Raw genomic sequence first — 16,097 nt, 5'->3', positions numbered from 1 at the left:
GCGCTGGCTAGGCTTCCGGCATGGTCGATGTGGAGGCGGTGGCCCGGAGGTTCGTGGCGGACGTGTGGAACGCGGGTGGGCAGGAGGCGGCGTACGAGTTGGTCGCCCCCGAGTGCCCGGGGCTCGGCGGTGCCGGCCCGGCGGCGGTGCTGGCCTGGCACCGGGACCGACGGGCCGCGTTCCCGGACCTGCGCTACAAGATCGTCGAGCTGGTGGCCGCCGGGGACCGGGTGGCGGTGCACTGGCGGGCCGCCGGCACTCAGGCCGGCTCCTTCGGTCTGGTGCCGGCCACCGGCCAGGTGGTCAGCTTCTCCGGCGCGTCGTTCCTGCGGTTCGACGAGGAGGGACGGATCGCGGACGTGTGGAGCTGCCACGAACTGTTCCAGCTCCTCCAGCAACTCGGTGTCGAGATGCTGCCTCCTCCGCCGGGCCCCGCCAGCGGGACCGGGGCGTGATCCTGGCGAGCGGTACGTCCAGCTCCCACGGCTCGGGCAGCAGGATGCCGTCGGTCGTCCGGGCCTGTCCGGTGCGTGGGTTCTCCCCGCGGTCACGGTACCCGCCGTGACCCCGTCCGGGTGGTGGTCGCGCGCGCCGGGACCACAGGGCAGGATGGTGCGCATGAGCGAGCGCAGCGATCCCGGCGACGGTGCAGGGCGCGGGCTGCCCGGCAGCGGACTGGTCAAGGGCCTGGCCGTCACCCTGAAGACGATGACGAGCCGCTCCACCACCCAGCAGTACCCCGACGTGGCCCCCGAGCTGCCGCCCCGCTCGCGCGGGGTGATCGCGCTGCTGGAGGAGAACTGCACCGTCTGCATGCTGTGCGCCCGCGAGTGCCCCGACTGGTGCATCTACATCGACTCGCACAAGGAGGAGGTGGCGGTGCCCGGCGCCGCCCGTCCCCGCCAGCGCAACGTGCTCGACCGCTTCGACATCGACTTCTCCCTCTGCATGTACTGCGGCATCTGCATCGAGGTCTGCCCGTTCGACGCGCTCTACTGGTCGCCCGAGTTCGAGTACGCCGAGTACGACATCAAGGACCTGCTGCACGACAAGGACCACCTGGGACAGTGGATGGGAACGGTCCCGCCGCCGCCCGCCCACGACCGCAACGGCGAGCCGGCCAAGGAGGAGACCGCCGCCGCGCGCAAGGCCGCGGCCCCCACCGGTTCGGCCGTCCGCCCCGCGACCCGCCCCGTCGAGGCACCGCCGCCCGCGTCCGGTCCGCCCGCGTCCGGTCCGCCCGCGTCCGGTCCGGTCGGGCCCGCCGAAGGTACGCCCTCGTGACCGCCGCGGACGCCCTGCTGCTCGGCCTGGGCGCGGTGGCGGTCGGCTCGGGCGTGCTGGTGGTGGCCACGTCGCACCTGGTCCGGGCCGGCCTCTACCTGGTGGTGTGCCTGGGCGCGCTGGCCGGAATGTACCTGGTGCTCACCGCCGAGCTGGTCGCCTGGGTGCAGGTGCTGATCTACGTCGGCGCGGTGGTGGTGCTGCTGCTGTTCGCGGTGATGCTGACCCGCGCCCCGATCGGCGCGTCCGACGACCTGGACCGGCCCGGCTGGCCGGCTGCCCTGGTCGGCGGCGGTGTCGGGCTGGGCCTGACCGCGCTGCTGGTCGACGCCTACCGCTGGACGGCGGTGGAACTGCCCGCGGCGGGCAGCGCCGAGCGGATCGGCGAGCAGGTGTTCCGCACCTGGGTACTGCCCTTCGAGGTGCTGTCGGTGCTGCTGCTCTCGGCGCTGGTCGGCGCGATCGTGCTGTCCCGTCCCGACATCGGCAGCCGACCGGCGGGCGGAGGACGAGCCGGAGCCGCCGGAGCCGGCGCGGACGGGCGGGCCGACGGCGTCGGGGCCGGCGAGGGCGGGCGGGTGCGGTGAGGCCCGTCATCCCGTACGTCACCGCGGCGTTGCTGTTCGGCCTCGGCACCTACGGCGTGCTACGCCGCCGCAACGCGGTGCTGGTGCTGATGGCCGTGGAGCTGATGCTCAACGCGGTCAACCTGATCCTGGTCACCGCCGACACCACGGCGAAGGCGGTGCTGCCGCACGGCGGGCAGGTCTTCGCCCTGTTCGTGATCGTGCTCGCCGCCGCCGAGATCGGCGTCGGGCTGGCGATCGTGCTCCAGCTCTACCGGTTGCGGGCCAGCGTCGCCGTCGACCGGGTGCCGCTGGCCGAGGCACCGGCGGAGGTGTCCCGGTGAGCCGCACGACCCTGCTCGGCGCGCTGCTGCCGGCCGTACCGCTGGTCGCCGGCCTGACCGGCCTGCTGCTGCCGCCGGCGTCACGCGGCGCCGCCACCGGCGGCCAGGCGGGCGGTGCGACCACCGGCGGCCACGCGCGCGGCATGGGCACCGCCCCGGATCCGGCCCGGCGGGCCGCCGTCGCGTTGGGGGTGGTCGGGGCGGCCGGTGCCCTCGCCCTGGCGGTGGCGCTGCTGGTCACCGTGGACGCTCCCGTCGAGGCGTCCACCACCTGGATCGACCTGGGCGGGCTCACCGTCACCCTCGGGGTGCGCCTCGACGGCGCCGCCGCCCTGGTCGCCGTCGCCGTCGCCACGGTCGCGCTGGCGGTGCAGGTCTACTCGGTCGGCTACCTCCGGCGCGGCCCGCACGACGACGCCGACATCGACCACCGCTACCCGCCGTACGCGGCGCAGATCAGCCTCTTCACCGCCGCGATGCTGCTGGTGGTGGTCTCCGGGGACCTGATCCTGCTGCTGGTCGGCTGGGAGGTGATGGGCCTGTGCTCGTACCTGCTCATCGCCCACGACCGGCGACTACCGGCGGCCCCGAAGGCGGCGGTGAAGGCGTTCCTGGTCACCCGCGTCGGTGACGTCGGGTTCCTGCTCGGCATCGCGCTGCTCGGCGTGTCGGCGGGCAGTTTCCGGATCGCCGACGTGCTGGCCCACGACCACGCCACGGGCCCACTGACCGCCGCCTGTCTGCTGCTGCTCGCGGGGGTCGCCGGCAAGAGCGCCCAGTTCCCGCTGCACACCTGGCTGCCCGACGCGATGGCCGGCCCGACACCCATCTCCGCGTTGATCCATGCCGCGACCATGGTCGCCGCCGGCGTGTACGCGGTCACCCGGCTGTGGCCGCTGTTCGAGGCCACCCCGACGGCGCTGGCCGTGCTCGGCGTGATGGCGTCGGTAACGCTGCTGCTGGGTGCGTTCGCCGCCACCGCCCAGGACGACCTGAAGCGGGTGCTGGCCTGGTCGACGGTGTCCCAGATCGGCTACATGACCGGCGCGCTGGCGGTCGGAGCCCCGAACGCGGCGCTGTTCCACCTGCTCACCCACGCCGCGTTCAAGGCGCTGCTGTTCCTCGCCGCGGGCGTGGTGATCCACGCGGTGGGCACCGCGCTGATGTCCCGGATGGGCGGCCTGCGACGCACGATGCCGGTGACCTTCTGGTGCACCGTCGTCGGCCTCGGTGCGCTGGCCGGGGTGCCGCCGTTGTCCGGCTTCTGGAGCAAGGAGGGGGTGCTCGCCGCCGCCGAGGACGCCGTGCTCGGCGGTGGGCCCGCACCCGCCTGGGTGGGCTGGCTCGTTCTCGTGTCGGGGCTGGTCGGCGTGGCGGTCACCGCCTGGTACGCCACCCGCCTGCTGCTGCGCGCCTTCTTCGGCACGCCCCGCGATCCGCAGCTCCACCCGCACGATCCGCCCGCCGTGCTGCGCTGGCCGGTGCTGCTGCTCGCCGTCCCGGCTGCGCTGCTCGGCCTGGCCGGGTTCTGGCCGTCGTTCGTCGACCGGCTGCTGTCGAGCGCCCCGGGAGAGGCCGGAGTGCCCGTCCTGATGCACGTCGGGCCGATGATGCTGCTGCCGTTGGCCCTGCTCGCGGTGGGGGCGGGGCTGGCCTGGGCGCGCTGGCGGCGGGACACCACCGCCGACCCGGCGACCGCGCTGGGTCCGCTGCGGCCGGTGTTCGTCCACGCGTTCCGGCTCGACGACGCCCAGCAGGCCCTGGTCGTACGCCCGACGGTGGCGTCGGGACGGGCCGCGCGTACCGCCGACGAGGTGGTGGTGGACGGCGCGGTCGTCGGCAGCGGCCGGGCCGCCCGCGGGCTCGGTGCCGGGCTCGCCGAACTGCACCGGGCGGCGCTGCCCCGCGCGGCGGTGGCGGTGCTGGCCGGCGCGCTGCTGGTCGGCGTGGTCGCCGCCCTGATCGGAGTGACCGCATGAGCCTGGGGGAGTTCCTGCTGGTGGCGGTGCTGGCCGTGCCGGCGCTGGGGGCACTGGTGACGGCTGCGGTGCCGCAGGACCGGGCCGCCCGGCTGGTGGGCACGGTCGCCGCCGCGTTGACCCTGGTGGGTGCGCTGGCCCTGGCCGCCGGTCGCGACGGCGGCTGGGTCCGCTACGCCCCGGAGGCAACCGCCGGGGCGGTGCTGCCGTGGCACGAGATCGACCTGCCCTGGGTGCCGGGGCTGGAACTGCGCTTCCACCTCGGGATCGACGGCATCTCCTGGCCGCTGGTGGTGCTCACCGCGCTGCTCACCCTGCTCTGCTGCGGGTACACGATGTGGCGGGTGCCGGCGCACGGCGGCTCCGGGCGGGCGCTGGTGGCGCTGCTGCTGACGGTCGAGGTCGGCATCCTCGGCACCTTCCTCGCCCTCGACCTGGTGCTGTTCTTCCTGTTCTTCGAGGTCGTCCTCCTGCCGATGTACGCGATCATCGTCGGTTGGGGCGGCGACGGCGCCGACCCGGCGGCGGTCGCCGCACGGCGGCGGGCCGGCCGCAAGTTCGCGCTCTACACCCTGTTCGGCTCGGTGCTGCTGCTGGTCGGCGTCTACGTCGTGGTGGCCGCCGCCGGCACCGCCGACGTCGTCGCGCTGACCGGCGGCACCGCACTGACCCGGGGCACCCAGCTTGCCGCGTTCACCCTGCTGGCGGTGGCCTTCGCGGTGAAGAGTCCGCTGTGGCCGCTGCACTCCTGGCTGCCCGACGCCCACACCCAGGCACCCACCGTGGGCAGTGTGCTGCTCGCCGGGGTGCTGCTGAAGATGGGCACGTACGGGCTGGTGCGCATCGCCGTCGGGGTGGCCCCGGAGGGCGCCCGCTGGGCCGCCCCGGTGCTCGGCGTGCTGGCCGTTGCCGCGATCCTGGTCGGGTCGCTGGTCTGCCTGGCGCAGACGGAGCTGAAACGGCTGATCGCGTACTCCAGTGTGGGGCACATGGGTTTCGTGCTGCTCGGGGTGGCCACGCTCACCGCCACCGGCATCCAGGCGGCGCTGATCGGCAACGTCGCCCACGGCGTGATCACCGGCCTGCTGTTCTTCCTCGCCGGGGCGATCAAGGACCGCACCCACACCGGTTCGCTGGCCGAACTGTCCGGGCTGCGGGAGACCGCACCCCGGCTGTCCGGGCTGCTCGCCTTCGCGGCCGTCGCCTCGCTGGGGCTGCCCGGCCTGGCCGGTTTCTGGGGAGAGGCGTTCGCCGTGGTCGCCGCGATCGAGGTGGGCGGCCCACTGTGGACCACCCTGGCCGCGCTGGCCGCGCTCGGCGGGGCGCTCACCGCCGCGTACCTGCTGCGGCTGCTGCGCCGGGTGACCCACGGGCCGCCCAGCCCGGCGGTCACCACCCTCGCCCCGGGCCTGGCCGGGGCGGAACTGGCCGCCTGGACGCCGCTGGTGCTGCTCGCCCTGGCCGTCGGGCTGGCCCCGACGTTGGTGCTGGGCGTCGCCGAGGCCCCGGTGGCGGCACTGGTGGAGGTGCTGCGATGAACGGGCGGGTCGACCGACGCGGCGAGGTGGCGGGATGAGCGTGGTGCAGAGCGTCGACAACGTGGCGCTGCTGCCGGCCTACCTGGCCGCCGGCACGGCCGTGCTGGTGCTGCTGGTCGACCTGATCCTGGCCCGCCCGGCGGCGACCGTCGCGGCGGCGGTCACCGGTGCGCTGGCGACCGCCGCCGGGGCGGCCGTGGTCGGGTCGGGGCCGCAGCGGCGTACGTTCTGCGTGGGCGCGGACTGCTCGTTCGTGTTCGGCGGGCGGGCCGCCCTGGTCGCGGCCGTGGTCGCGTTGCTCACCCTCGGGGTGCTGGCCCTGGCCGGGCCGCTGCTGCGGGCCGGGGACACGCCGGTGGGGGAGTTCTGCTTCCTGCTGGCCTGCTCGATGACCGGCGGCGTGGTGCTCGGCGCGGCCGGCGACCTGATCACCCTGATCGTGGCGGTGGAGACGCTGACCCTGCCGTTGTACGTGCTGGTGGGGCTGCGCCGGGGCAGCCTGGCCGGTGCCGAGGCGGCGGTCACCTTCTTCGTGGTCAGCGTGGTCGCCACCACGGTCACCCTGCTCGGCGCGGCGCTGCTGTACGCGGCGACCGGCGCCCTGCACCTGGGCCGGGTCGGTGCGACCCTGGCCGAACGCCCCGACCTGCTGGATCTGCCGCTGACCACCGTCGCCGTGGCGCTGGTGGTGGCCGGGCTGGCGTTCAAGGTGGCCGCCGTGCCGTTCCACGCGTGGGCCCCGGCCACGTACGACGGCGCACCGCTGCCGGTCGCCGCGTACCTGTCGACCGCCTCGAAGCTGGGCGGGGTGGTGGCCCTCCTGGCCGTGGTGCAGCAGGCGCTGCCGGCCGCCGTGACCGGGCCGGTGCTGGCGCTGCTGGCCGTGCTGACCATGACCGTCGGCAACCTGGTGGCGCTGCGCCAGCGGCGTACCGTGCGGCTGCTCGCCTGGTCCTCGGTGGCGCAGGCCGGCTACATCCTGGCCCCGCTCGGCGTGCTGGCCCTGGCCGACGCCGAGGCCCGCGCGGGCGCGTACGCGGCGGCCGTCGCGTACGCCGTGTTCTTCGTGCTGTTGGAGTTGGCGGCCTTCGCGGGGGTGGTGGCCCTGCGCCCGGCGGGCGCCGACGGCGGCCGGCTCGACGACCTGCGCGGCGCGGCCCGCCGTCACCCGTGGATCGGCGGGGCGCTGGCGTTCGCGCTGGTCGGGTTGGCGGGCCTGCCGCCGGGCCTGGCCGGCCTGTTCGCCAAGGTCACCGTGGTCCGTTCGCTGCTGGTCGGGGAGCTGGGCCTGCTGGCGGTGGTGGTGGCCCTGAACGCGGTCCTCGGCCTGGCCTACTACCTGCGCGTTGCCGCCCTGCTGTACGCCCGACCGACGGTCACTGTCGGTGAACAGACCGCCGGTCGGCCGGTCGGCGCGGTGGCCGCCGCGCTGGGCGTGGCGACCACCCTCGCGGTGCTGGTCGGCTTCGCGCCACAGCTCGTGCTCGACCTCGCCGGGGGCTGATCCGGGGCGATCACTCAGGTAACTCCCAGTCATGGAAGGGATGGTTACCGGGTACCGGAGGTGTTGTACCGGTCGGCGGATCCGCCGAGGTCCGTGCACCGAAGGAGTGATCGTGCATCACAACCGTCTCAAGACCGCCGCGCTGCTCGGCCTGCTCACCTCGCTGATCCTGGCGGTGGGCTACTGGTTCGGCGGCAGCGGCGGACTGGTCATCGCCGTCGTCGTGTCGCTGGTGATGAACGGTGTCACCTATTTCTACTCCGACAAGCTCGCGCTGCGGTCGATGCGGGCGCAACCGGTCAGCGAGGCACAGTTCCCCGAGCTGTACCGGATGGTGCGGGAACTGGCCACCGAGGCCCGGCAACCCATGCCACGCCTGTACGTCAGCCCGACCGCGCAGCCCAACGCGTTCGCCACGGGCCGCAACCCGCAGAACGCGGCGGTGTGCGTGACCCAGGGCATCGTGGAGATCCTCGACTACCGCGAACTGCGCGGGGTGATCGGGCACGAACTGTCGCACGTCTACAACCGGGACATCCTGATCTCCAGCGTGGCCGCCGGCCTGGCCGGCATCATCACCATGCTGGCGAACCTCGCGTTCTTCATCCCGCTGGCCGGTGGTGACGACGAGGACGCCCCGAACCCGGCCGTGCTGCTGCTGACGATCATCCTGGGCCCGATCGCGGCCACGGTGATCCAACTCGCGATCAGCCGCAGCCGGGAGTTCCAGGCGGACGCCTCCGGCGCCGCGCTGACCCGGGACCCGCTGGCCCTGGCCAGCGCCCTCAAGAAGATCCACACGGGTACGAAGGCCCGACCGCTGCCCGCCCAGGGACAGCTCACCAGCACCGCCCACCTGATGATCGACAACCCGTTCACCAAGGGCGGTGGCATGGCCGCGCTGTTCGCCACCCACCCCCGGATGGAGGAGCGGGTGGCCCGGCTGGAGCGGATGGCCGCCAGCGCCGGTCCGGTGCGGTTCCAGCGCTGACCTACGACAACCCCTCGGCCGCCCGCACCGGGTCCACCCGGTGCGGGCGGCGTGCGTCCGGGTCGGGGGACCGCGATAACCGTTTCACCGCGACACCCCGCTGAGGTTAGGGTCGGAACGACTCCCGCTCGTTACGCCCCCGGAGGTTCGTCGTGGCCGCACTGCGGCAGTACCTGGGCGTCTGGCGGATCCCCGGCGCCCCACTGCTGCTGATCGCCGGCATCGTCGGCCGGCTCGGGATCGGCATGACCCCGCTGGCGCTGCTGCTCGTCGTGGAGCAGAACACCGGGCGATACGCGCTCGCGGCCGTGGCCGGCGGCATCTACGCCCTGTCCGGGGCCGCGCTCAGCCCCGTCGCCGGGCGGGTCGCCGACCGGATCGGGCCCACCCCGGTGCTGCTCGGCACCGCGTTCGCCCACCCGCTGGCCCTGATCGGGCTGCTCCGGGCCGCCCAGTCACCGACCGGCAACCTCGCCCTGGTCTTCGTGGCCGCCGGGGTGGCGGGCGCCACCTACCCGCCGCTGACCGCCGCCCTGCGCGGCGCCTGGAACGACCTCACCAACGCCACATCCGGCCGGTACCACCTGCGCAACACCGCACTCGCCGCGGAAACCACCCTGTTCGAGATCGTCTTCGTGCTCGGCCCACTGCTGGTGGCCGGTTTCGTGCTCGTCGCCGACGCCGGGGCGGCCCTCGTTGGGGCAGCCGTGGTCACCCTGGCCGGCACGACGGCCATCGCCCTCGGCGGGGTCATGCGCGCCTGGCGGCCCCACCCCCGGGAGCACCACGCCCGAGGGCTCGGCCCGCTGCGGGTGGCCGGCTTCCCGGCGCTGCTGCTGTGCGTGGCCAGCCTCGGCATCGCCTTCGGCGTGGCAGGCGTCACCGTGCCCGCCTTCGCCACCGCGTACACCACCGACGACCCCGACAGTCTCGCCGGGCTACTGCTGGCCGTCTGGGGTGTCGGCAGCGCGCTGGGCGGCTTCTGGTTCGGTGTCCGCAAGCCGTCGGCGAACATGTCCCGGCAGTTCGGCTGGCTCCTCGGCGGCGTCGCGGCCAGTTTCGCCGTGTTCGCGCTGATGCCGACCCCGCTGGCGCTGGGCACGGCCCTGCTGGTGGGCGGGGCCACCATCGCGCCCGCGCTCACCCTGGAGAACACCCTCGTCGGGCGGATCAGCCCCGGCGGCATGCTCAACGAGGCGTACACCTGGGTGGTGACCATGTCGATCGGCGCGAGCGCGGCCGGCGGCGCGGTCGCCGGGGTGATCGTCGACGGCGCTGGCGGAGTTCCCTGGGCGTTCCTGTTCGCCGGTGCGGCGGTCGCCGCCGGGGCCGGGCTCGCGGGCCTGCCCACCGGGCCGATCGCCCGCGCGGAGGCCGCCGCCGTACGCCTCGACGCCCCGGTCGCCGTCTGACCCGCGCGGTACGCCCAGACGTCCCTGGCGGCGACCGTCTGATCCGCGCTGAGGCGGGTATGCCCGCAGGATGTTCGCCTTCTTCTCGAACCGGTTGGGCTGCCTGGGCTCGATCCTGGTCAGCGCGATCCTGACCATCGTCCTGCTGCTGATCTTCGGCCGCTGAGGCGTCGGCTAGTCTCCGCTGTGTTGGTTGGCTGCGCGGGAGCCGTTCGGCGGAGGCATCGTGATGTGGCGCGCTTGGCTCGGGCTCTCGTGGGGAGGGCTCTTGATCGCGATCGGAGCAGCCCTCGCAGGCGACTGTCGCGGCATCGCGACCAAGCACGCAGAGCTGTCCATGCGGGTCGTCGGCACGCTCAGCCCCTTCCGGTGGACAGCTGACCGCCTCGATCGACGTCGCGCTCGCTTCGTCGTGTTCGACAGGATCCTCGGAGCGGGGATGGTGCTGATGGGTGTGGTGGCGCTGACCGGCGGCGGGTACCTGCTGCTCAGCGAGGTCTCGTAGCAGAGGCGTTGCCCGGTGGGCAGCGCGGGCTCGGGCGTGCCGCCTCCGCCGCCGCTACGACGAGCGCAGCGAGCACCGATTCGGGTGGGCCGGCGAGGCGCAGGTCCAGGCCGTCACCAGGCCGTCGGAGACCGATCGCGACCGACCAACGACGACCATTGGTGACGATGCCCGCCCTGGCGAGAGGGCGTGGCCAGCCTGGTGGTGACAGGGCACGGCCAGCCCGCAACCAGGTCGGCCTCGGATCCCCTACCTGTAGTTGGTGAACTGGAGGGCGACCTCGAAGTCCTCGGCCTTCAACAGGGCGATGACCGCCTGGAGGTCGTCCCTCTTCTTGCCGGTGACCCGCAGTTGGTCGCCCTGGATCTGGGCCTGGACGCCCTTCGGCCCCTCGTCGCGGATCTTCTTGCTGATCGCCTTCGCCTTGTCCGAGTCGATGCCCTGGACGACCTTGCAGTCGATCTTGAAGGTCTTGCCCGAGGCACGCGGGTCACCGGCATCCAGCGACTTCAGCGAGATGTTGCGCTTGACCAGCTTCTCCTTGAAGACGTCCAGCGCCGCCCGCACCCGCTCCTCGGTCTCGGCCTGGAGACTGATCGCCTCCTCGCCCGACCACGAGATCTCCGCGCCGGTCCCCCGGAAGTCGAACCGCGTCGCGAGCTCCTTCTCCGCCTGGCGGAGGGCGTTGTCGACCTCCTGCCGGTCGACCTTGCTCACGATGTCGAACGACGGGTTCGATGCCATGCTTCTGCTCCTGCTGTCGGGCCGGTTTGTGGTCCTGTGTCCCCCGCTGACCAGCGGTACGACCTCTGACGGTACCCGGTTGCGCTGGCGGTGGGTGGAGCCGCTATCCTTGCTTCCGCTACCGCGTCACGACGCGGTGGGTGCCCTGGCGGGTTGCCCGAGCGGCCAATGGGAGCGGACTGTAAATCCGTCGCGAAAGCTACAGAGGTTCGAATCCTCTACCCGCCACCAGGAGCACCAACGGCCCCCGACCAGCAAGAATGCTGATCGGGGGCCGTTGTCGTTGGTCTGCCGGAGTCCGGCCCAGTTCAGCCGTGGACGACTCGTCCTCTTGCGGGTACCGCTGGGCCTGGGTGCCCTCGCCTACCTGGCAGCGTGGCTACGACGGTCGGTGCCACGGTGCCACGGCTCTGGGGCGTGGGTCGATCGGGCGGTGGTGTTCCTCGGACGACCGGTCGGAATCGCCGGCGGTGCCGCCGCGTCATCGGCCGTGGATGTCGCTGTGGGGCCTGACGTGCCGCTCCCGCCGCGCCGATCACTGTGGACTCCCGGGGTGGCCGGTCCGGGCGTACGACGCGGGTGGTTGGTGTGGCCCCGGAAGCCCCGCTACGGTGTGTCCACTTGGCAGTTGCCCGTCGACTGGGAGGGCTACGCCAGGTAAGGTCGGTATGACTGAATGGCGATTTCTTGGGCGGAGCGGGCGATGACGTCCGCCTGATCTGCCCGGACGTTCCACGGCACGGGGCCCAGTCGTTGCGCGCTGCCCGCCAACCGGGTCAACCTCCGCCCTGCGAACTTCCACCGGGACATGCGCTGTGGCACCATCGGGGACCTCCATCAACTCTGTCGTCACCCCAACAGGAGCACAGATGTCTGCTCAACGTCTGGGCCGGCTGCTCGGCTCCCTTCTGCTGGTCACCAGCCTGGTAGTCGCGTCCAGCATCGCCACGGAGCTCGACCTCAGGACGTCCGGCATCGAATGGAACATGCCTGCGCCGGATCCGTCGGTGCCCTGACGGGCGGCCTCCGTCAGGGCAAAGTCCGGCATCCGCGGAAACCGACGTCACGAGGGGAACCATGACGTCTCGCCCTCGTGCCGTTCATCGGCGGACGGACCACGCCTGGCTCATCACCGGACCACTGGCGATCTGTGCCGTGGTCCTGTCGGTGCTGCTCGGGCTGACAACCGACCCCGCGCTGGGCGACCTGCCGGTCACCCTGGTGCTGACCGTCGCCATGGTCGCGGCCGCCATGCCGACCATCAACGTCGTGGTGCGCCGGCAGGCGCTCGCCGTCACCCCCACCGAGATTCCCCTCGTCGTCGCGCTCTACCTGTTGCCGCCGCTGTCGGTGGTGCTGGCCTACATCGTGGCGACGCTCGTGGTGCAGCTGCGGCGCCGGCTCCTGCCGGCGAAGCTCTGGTTCAACGTCGCGCTCGCGGCGGCGGCGACCTCCCTGGCCACGTTGGTTTACCACCTGCTGCCGCAGACCCGCGGCGTCGGGCCGGGAACCTGGGGCGTGCTGCTCGCCGCAGTCGGCACCCACACCCTGGTCGCGCTGGTTGCCGTGGTCGCGGTGATCTCCGTCGTTCAGGGCTGGCAGGCCGGCCGGGAGCTGATCCGGGCCGCCCCGCCGATGCTGATCGCGGTCGCGATCAACCTCTCCATCGGGCTGTTGATCATCATCGCCCTGGAGAGCACTCCGTGGGCCGTGTTCCTCTTCGCCGGCCTGGCCATGGCATTCGCCCTGGTCTACGGGTCCTATGCACAGTTCCTCCGGCAGCACCGCACCCTCTCCGAAATGTACGAGTTGACCAGGGCGATCACGGAGAGCGGCCCGGACGGCACCCTCATCGACGCGTTGCTGGTCCGCATCCGCAGCCTCATGCAGGCCGAGTACGCCACCCTCTGGCTGCCCGCCCAGGGCCGCCATCCGGAGGTGCTGCTGACCGCGCAGGAAGGCAAGCCGGGGCTGCTCGACTCCGCTCCGATCCCGGCCGCGCTACGGCAGGCCGCGGTGTCTCGCCAGGCCACGGTGGCGGTGGGTAGCCGGCTCGGCGGCGACCCGGAGGTACGGGAGGCGTTGGGGCGGGCACCGGTCAAGGACGTCATCGTGGTGCCGTTGCGTTCGGGCAAGGCGGTGATCGGCACCCTGGAGGTGGCCAACCGCCTCGGCGACACGAACTTCTTCCGGCCCGCGGACGTGACGGTCTTCGAGACCGTCGCCGCGCATGCCGCGGTGGCGCTGGAGAACTCCCGGCTGGTCGACCGGCTGCGGCACGACGCCTACCACGACGGGCTCACGAAGCTGCCGAACCGTCGCCGGATCCTCGGCGCCCTGGAGGAGGCGGTCCGGATCCGGGCTCCCGGCGAGGTCGTGGCGCTGCTGCTGTTCGACGTGGACCGGCTGCGGCAGGTCAACGAGTCCCTCGGCCACGCGGCGGGCGACAAGGTGCTCGTCGAGGTGGCCGACCGGTTGCGGGGCTGCATGCCGTCGGCGGCGCTGGTGGGCCGGGCCGGCGGCGACGAGTTCCTGGTGACGTTGCGGTTGGAGAGCGCCGAGGCGGCGGTCGACTTGGCCGCCCAGTTGCGGGAGCAGATCCGCGACGAGATGGTCTTCGACTCGCTCACCCTCGATGTGGACACTGCCGTCGGGGTCGCGGTGCACCCCGACCACGGCAGTGATCCGGCCACCCTGCTGCAACGGGTCGACCTGGCGGCGACGGCGGCCAAGACGATCGCAGGCAGCGTCCAGCTCTACAACCCCGCGCTGGAGTCGCGGTCCCTGCGACGGCTCGGTCTCGCCGGCGACCTGCGGCACGCCCTGGACGCCGGGGAACTGGAGGTCTACTTCCAGCCGAAGGTCACACTGCGGGACCGCCGGCTGGTCGGGGTGGAGTGCCTGGCCCGGTGGGAGCATCCGACGCACGGGGCGGTCGCCCCGGAGGACTTCGTGGCGGTGGCCGAGCACACCGGCCAGTTGTGCCGGCTCACCGAGTTCGTGCTGCGGGAGGGGTTGCGGCACAGCCGGGAGTGGAGCCTGGGCGGCCAGCCGTTGGCCGTGGCGGTCAACATCTCCGCCCGTACGCTCACCGACCAGCACTTTCCGGATCGCGTACGGGAGTGGCTCGACGAGTACGGTGTGCCACCGCAGCTGCTGACCCTGGAGATCGCGGAGGCCGGTGTGCTGGACGGTACGGACCGTTCGGTCCCCACGTTGCGCCGGCTGCGCGATCTCGGCCTGCGGCTGTCGGTGGACGACTTCGGCACCGGCTACTCGTCCCTGGCCCACCTGCGCCGGCTGCCGGTGCACGAGGTCAAGGTCGATCGTTCCTTCGTCCAGGGCATGGCGACCGATCCGGGGGACCTGGCGATCGTCAACGCGGTGGTCACCCTGTCCCAGCAGTTCGGGCTGACAGTGGTCGCCGAGGGTGTGGAGAGCGAGTTGACCTTGGAGCTGCTCCAGGACATCGGCTGCGAGATCGGGCAGGGCTTTCTGTTCAGTCGGCCGCTGCCGTACGAGCGGCTGGGGGCCTGGTTCGGTGCGCAGCTCGACCCGGAGACGATCTCCGCCGCCGAGCTGCCGCGCCTTCGCGCGGTGCCCTGAGCTGGCGTGACACCGCCGAGGGGGATCCGATTTCACCTGTGGGTCGACGCCGTGTACTCTTACCTCTGCGCGGGCACGGAGTGATCGCGCAGGCCCCCTTAGCTCAGTCGGCAGAGCGTCTCCATGGTAAGGAGAAGGTCTACGGTTCGATTCCGTAAGGGGGCTCAGAGGGTCCGGCTGGGCCCACCGCGGCGGTGTAGCTCAGATGGCAGAGCAAGCGGCTCATAATCGCTGTGTCGCCGGTTCAAGTCCGGCCACCGCTACTGTCGTCCTCCGGGCCTGGCCCTGGTGGTCGAGAGATGGGCGCCACAAAGGGCGCCCACTTTGCATGTCTGCGTCGTCAGCGCGTAGTCTGATGCGCCGTCGTTGTAACCGTTAGCGAGGAAGGCACTCCGCCGTGGCGAAGGCGACCGATGTTCGGCCGAAGATCACTTTGGCGTGTGTGGAGTGCAAGGAGCGCAACTACATCACGCGCAAGAACCGCCGTAACGACCCGGACCGCATCGAGCTGAAGAAGTTCTGCCCGCGGGACGGCAAGCACACGGTCCACCGCGAGACCCGCTGAGCGTCGGCCGGCTCTGCCGGCCCGCCACCGCATACCATCCGACCGCCGGTCCGTACGACAGGCGCGGCCCCGAGCCGCCGCCGACCGTACGGGCCGGTTGTCGCGTGGTACGTGTAGTTTCGCGTCATGCCTCTGGACCCGTCCTTCGTCGGCCGGACGTACCCGCCGACCGCCCCCTATCAGGTGGGCCGAGAGAAGATCCGTGAGTTCGCCAGCGCGATCGGCGCGACGGACCCCGCCCACCACGACCCGGCAGCCGCCCGCGCGCTCGGTCACCCGGACGTGGTCGCCCCGCCGACCTTCCCCGTGGTGATGACCATGGCCGCGACCCGGCAGATCGTCGACGACCCCGAGCTCGGGGTCGACTACAGCCGCGTCGTCCATGGTGACCAGCGGTTCGCGTACACCCGGCCGGTGGTGGCGGGCGACGAGCTGGTCTGTGTCAACACCGTCGAGGACGTCCGCTCCCGCGGCGGCCACGACTTCCTGACCACCCGGACGGACGTCAGCACCGTCGCCGGGGAGCCGGTCGTCGCCGTCTGGTCCAAGATCGTCGTACGCGGGGAGGCCTGAGATGGAACTGCCCACCCAGACGTTCCGGGTGACCCGCGCGGACCTGGTCCGCTACGCCGGTGCCTCGGGCGACTTCAACCCCATCCACTGGAGCGACCGGTTCGCCACCAAGGTGGGGCTGCCCGGGGTCATCGCCCACGGCATGTTCACGATGGCGCTGGTCGGGCGGGCGGTGACCGGCTGGGCCGGTGCCGCCGACGGGGTGGTCGACTTCAACGTCCGGTTCGCCCGTCCGGTGGTGGTGCCCGACGACGACCACGGTACGGAGGTCGAGGTGTCGGCCGTGGTGCGTGAGGTGACCGAGGACGGTCTGACCCGCCTCGACATCACCGCCACCTGCCAGGGGGAGAAGGTCCTCTCGCAGGCCCGCGTGACGGTCCGGACGCCACGCTGACCAGGCACAACCGCCCGGTTGGGTAGACCGCTTGGGAAAGTCGTGCCGGTACCCGTACACTGGTCCGCCGTGGGGCAAGTGACCCCTGCCTG

16 protein-coding genes and 3 tRNA genes are annotated in these 16,097 nt (G+C 72.5%); 18 read left to right on the top strand and 1 reads right to left on the bottom strand.

The annotated features are described in order from the left end of the window. The first annotated feature begins 20 nt into the window (after nucleotides 1–20). The 10 genes from GA0070616_RS09345 to GA0070616_RS09300 all read left to right on the top strand — a co-directional run bounded on the left by GA0070616_RS09345 (nucleotide 21) and on the right by GA0070616_RS09300 (nucleotide 10,123). Entirely contained in the window at nucleotides 21–455 is a 435-nt protein-coding gene (locus GA0070616_RS09345; RefSeq protein ID WP_091079497.1) for an ester cyclase, read from the top strand. 154 nt (nucleotides 456–609) lie between these two features. Further along, complete coding sequence (locus tag GA0070616_RS09340; protein ID WP_245712708.1) at nucleotides 610–1,284, top strand: NuoI/complex I 23 kDa subunit family protein; 675 nt, start codon at nucleotides 610–612, stop codon at nucleotides 1,282–1,284. Beyond that, nucleotides 1,281–1,871, top strand: a complete 591-nt coding sequence (locus GA0070616_RS09335) for an NADH-quinone oxidoreductase subunit J family protein (RefSeq protein ID WP_091079489.1) — start codon at nucleotides 1,281–1,283, stop codon at nucleotides 1,869–1,871. The genes GA0070616_RS09340 and GA0070616_RS09335 overlap by 4 nt, the downstream gene beginning before the upstream one ends. Further along, nucleotides 1,868–2,194, top strand: coding sequence for an NADH-quinone oxidoreductase subunit NuoK (gene nuoK, locus GA0070616_RS09330; protein WP_091079485.1), 327 nt, complete (start codon nucleotides 1,868–1,870; stop codon nucleotides 2,192–2,194). The genes GA0070616_RS09335 and nuoK overlap by 4 nt, the downstream gene beginning before the upstream one ends. Beyond that, nucleotides 2,191–4,173: an NADH-quinone oxidoreductase subunit 5 family protein gene (locus GA0070616_RS09325; RefSeq protein ID WP_091079482.1), complete on the top strand. Its 1,983-nt coding sequence runs from the start codon at nucleotides 2,191–2,193 to the stop codon at nucleotides 4,171–4,173. Before nuoK ends, GA0070616_RS09325 begins: the two co-directional genes overlap by 4 nt. Then, nucleotides 4,170–5,711, top strand: coding sequence for a complex I subunit 4 family protein (locus tag GA0070616_RS09320; protein WP_091079480.1), 1,542 nt, complete (start codon nucleotides 4,170–4,172; stop codon nucleotides 5,709–5,711). The genes GA0070616_RS09325 and GA0070616_RS09320 overlap by 4 nt, the downstream gene beginning before the upstream one ends. Before the next feature lie 34 nt (nucleotides 5,712–5,745). Further along, the gene (locus GA0070616_RS09315; protein WP_091079477.1) at nucleotides 5,746–7,215 is read left to right on the top strand and encodes an NADH-quinone oxidoreductase subunit N; all 1,470 of its coding nucleotides are present in this window, start codon (nucleotides 5,746–5,748) and stop codon (nucleotides 7,213–7,215) included. Between the two features lie 112 nt (nucleotides 7,216–7,327). Further along, complete coding sequence (gene htpX / locus GA0070616_RS09310) at nucleotides 7,328–8,206, top strand: zinc metalloprotease HtpX (RefSeq protein WP_091090317.1); 879 nt, start codon at nucleotides 7,328–7,330, stop codon at nucleotides 8,204–8,206. 152 nt (nucleotides 8,207–8,358) lie between these two features. Continuing rightward, a complete protein-coding gene (locus GA0070616_RS09305; protein WP_091079473.1) occupies nucleotides 8,359–9,618 on the top strand; it encodes an MFS transporter in 1,260 nt (419 codons plus the stop codon). 268 nt (nucleotides 9,619–9,886) lie between these two features. Next, nucleotides 9,887–10,123, top strand: coding sequence for a hypothetical protein (locus GA0070616_RS09300; protein ID WP_139128864.1), 237 nt, complete (start codon nucleotides 9,887–9,889; stop codon nucleotides 10,121–10,123). 249 nt (nucleotides 10,124–10,372) lie between these two features. Here GA0070616_RS09300 and GA0070616_RS09295 read toward each other — a convergent pair whose 3' ends face one another. Beyond that, nucleotides 10,373–10,867 (bottom strand): YajQ family cyclic di-GMP-binding protein, encoded by a 495-nt coding sequence (locus GA0070616_RS09295; protein WP_091079465.1) that lies wholly within the window; start codon nucleotides 10,865–10,867, stop codon nucleotides 10,373–10,375. Nucleotides 10,868–11,014: 147 nt separating this feature from the next. On the opposite strand from GA0070616_RS09295, the gene GA0070616_RS09290 reads away from it, so the two are divergent. The 8 genes from GA0070616_RS09290 (at nucleotide 11,015) to GA0070616_RS09260 (ending at nucleotide 16,005) form a co-directional block, all read left to right on the top strand. Next, nucleotides 11,015–11,098: transfer RNA gene (locus GA0070616_RS09290), tRNA-Tyr, on the top strand. Between the two features lie 638 nt (nucleotides 11,099–11,736). Further along, complete coding sequence (locus GA0070616_RS28040; protein WP_175440018.1) at nucleotides 11,737–11,883, top strand: hypothetical protein; 147 nt, start codon at nucleotides 11,737–11,739, stop codon at nucleotides 11,881–11,883. Nucleotides 11,884–11,944: 61 nt separating this feature from the next. After that, complete coding sequence (locus GA0070616_RS09285) at nucleotides 11,945–14,473, top strand: putative bifunctional diguanylate cyclase/phosphodiesterase (protein ID WP_091079462.1); 2,529 nt, start codon at nucleotides 11,945–11,947, stop codon at nucleotides 14,471–14,473. 92 nt (nucleotides 14,474–14,565) lie between these two features. After that, a tRNA-Thr gene (locus tag GA0070616_RS09280) sits at nucleotides 14,566–14,638 on the top strand. Between the two features lie 25 nt (nucleotides 14,639–14,663). Next, nucleotides 14,664–14,736 (top strand) — tRNA-Met (locus GA0070616_RS09275). Between the two features lie 134 nt (nucleotides 14,737–14,870). After that, nucleotides 14,871–15,038: a 50S ribosomal protein L33 gene (gene rpmG, locus GA0070616_RS09270; protein WP_013288652.1), complete on the top strand. Its 168-nt coding sequence runs from the start codon at nucleotides 14,871–14,873 to the stop codon at nucleotides 15,036–15,038. 126 nt (nucleotides 15,039–15,164) lie between these two features. Beyond that, on the top strand, nucleotides 15,165–15,611 hold the full coding sequence (locus tag GA0070616_RS09265) for a MaoC family dehydratase N-terminal domain-containing protein (RefSeq protein WP_091079458.1): 447 nt from the start codon (nucleotides 15,165–15,167) through the stop codon (nucleotides 15,609–15,611). 1 nt (nucleotide 15,612) lies between these two features. Next, complete coding sequence (locus GA0070616_RS09260) at nucleotides 15,613–16,005, top strand: MaoC family dehydratase (protein WP_091079455.1); 393 nt, start codon at nucleotides 15,613–15,615, stop codon at nucleotides 16,003–16,005. Nucleotides 16,006–16,097: the final 92 nt, after the last annotated feature.

Source organism: Micromonospora nigra (assembly GCF_900091585.1).
Taxonomy (GTDB): domain Bacteria; phylum Actinomycetota; class Actinomycetes; order Mycobacteriales; family Micromonosporaceae; genus Micromonospora; species Micromonospora nigra.
This window is presented reverse-complemented; position numbering and strand designations above follow the sequence as displayed.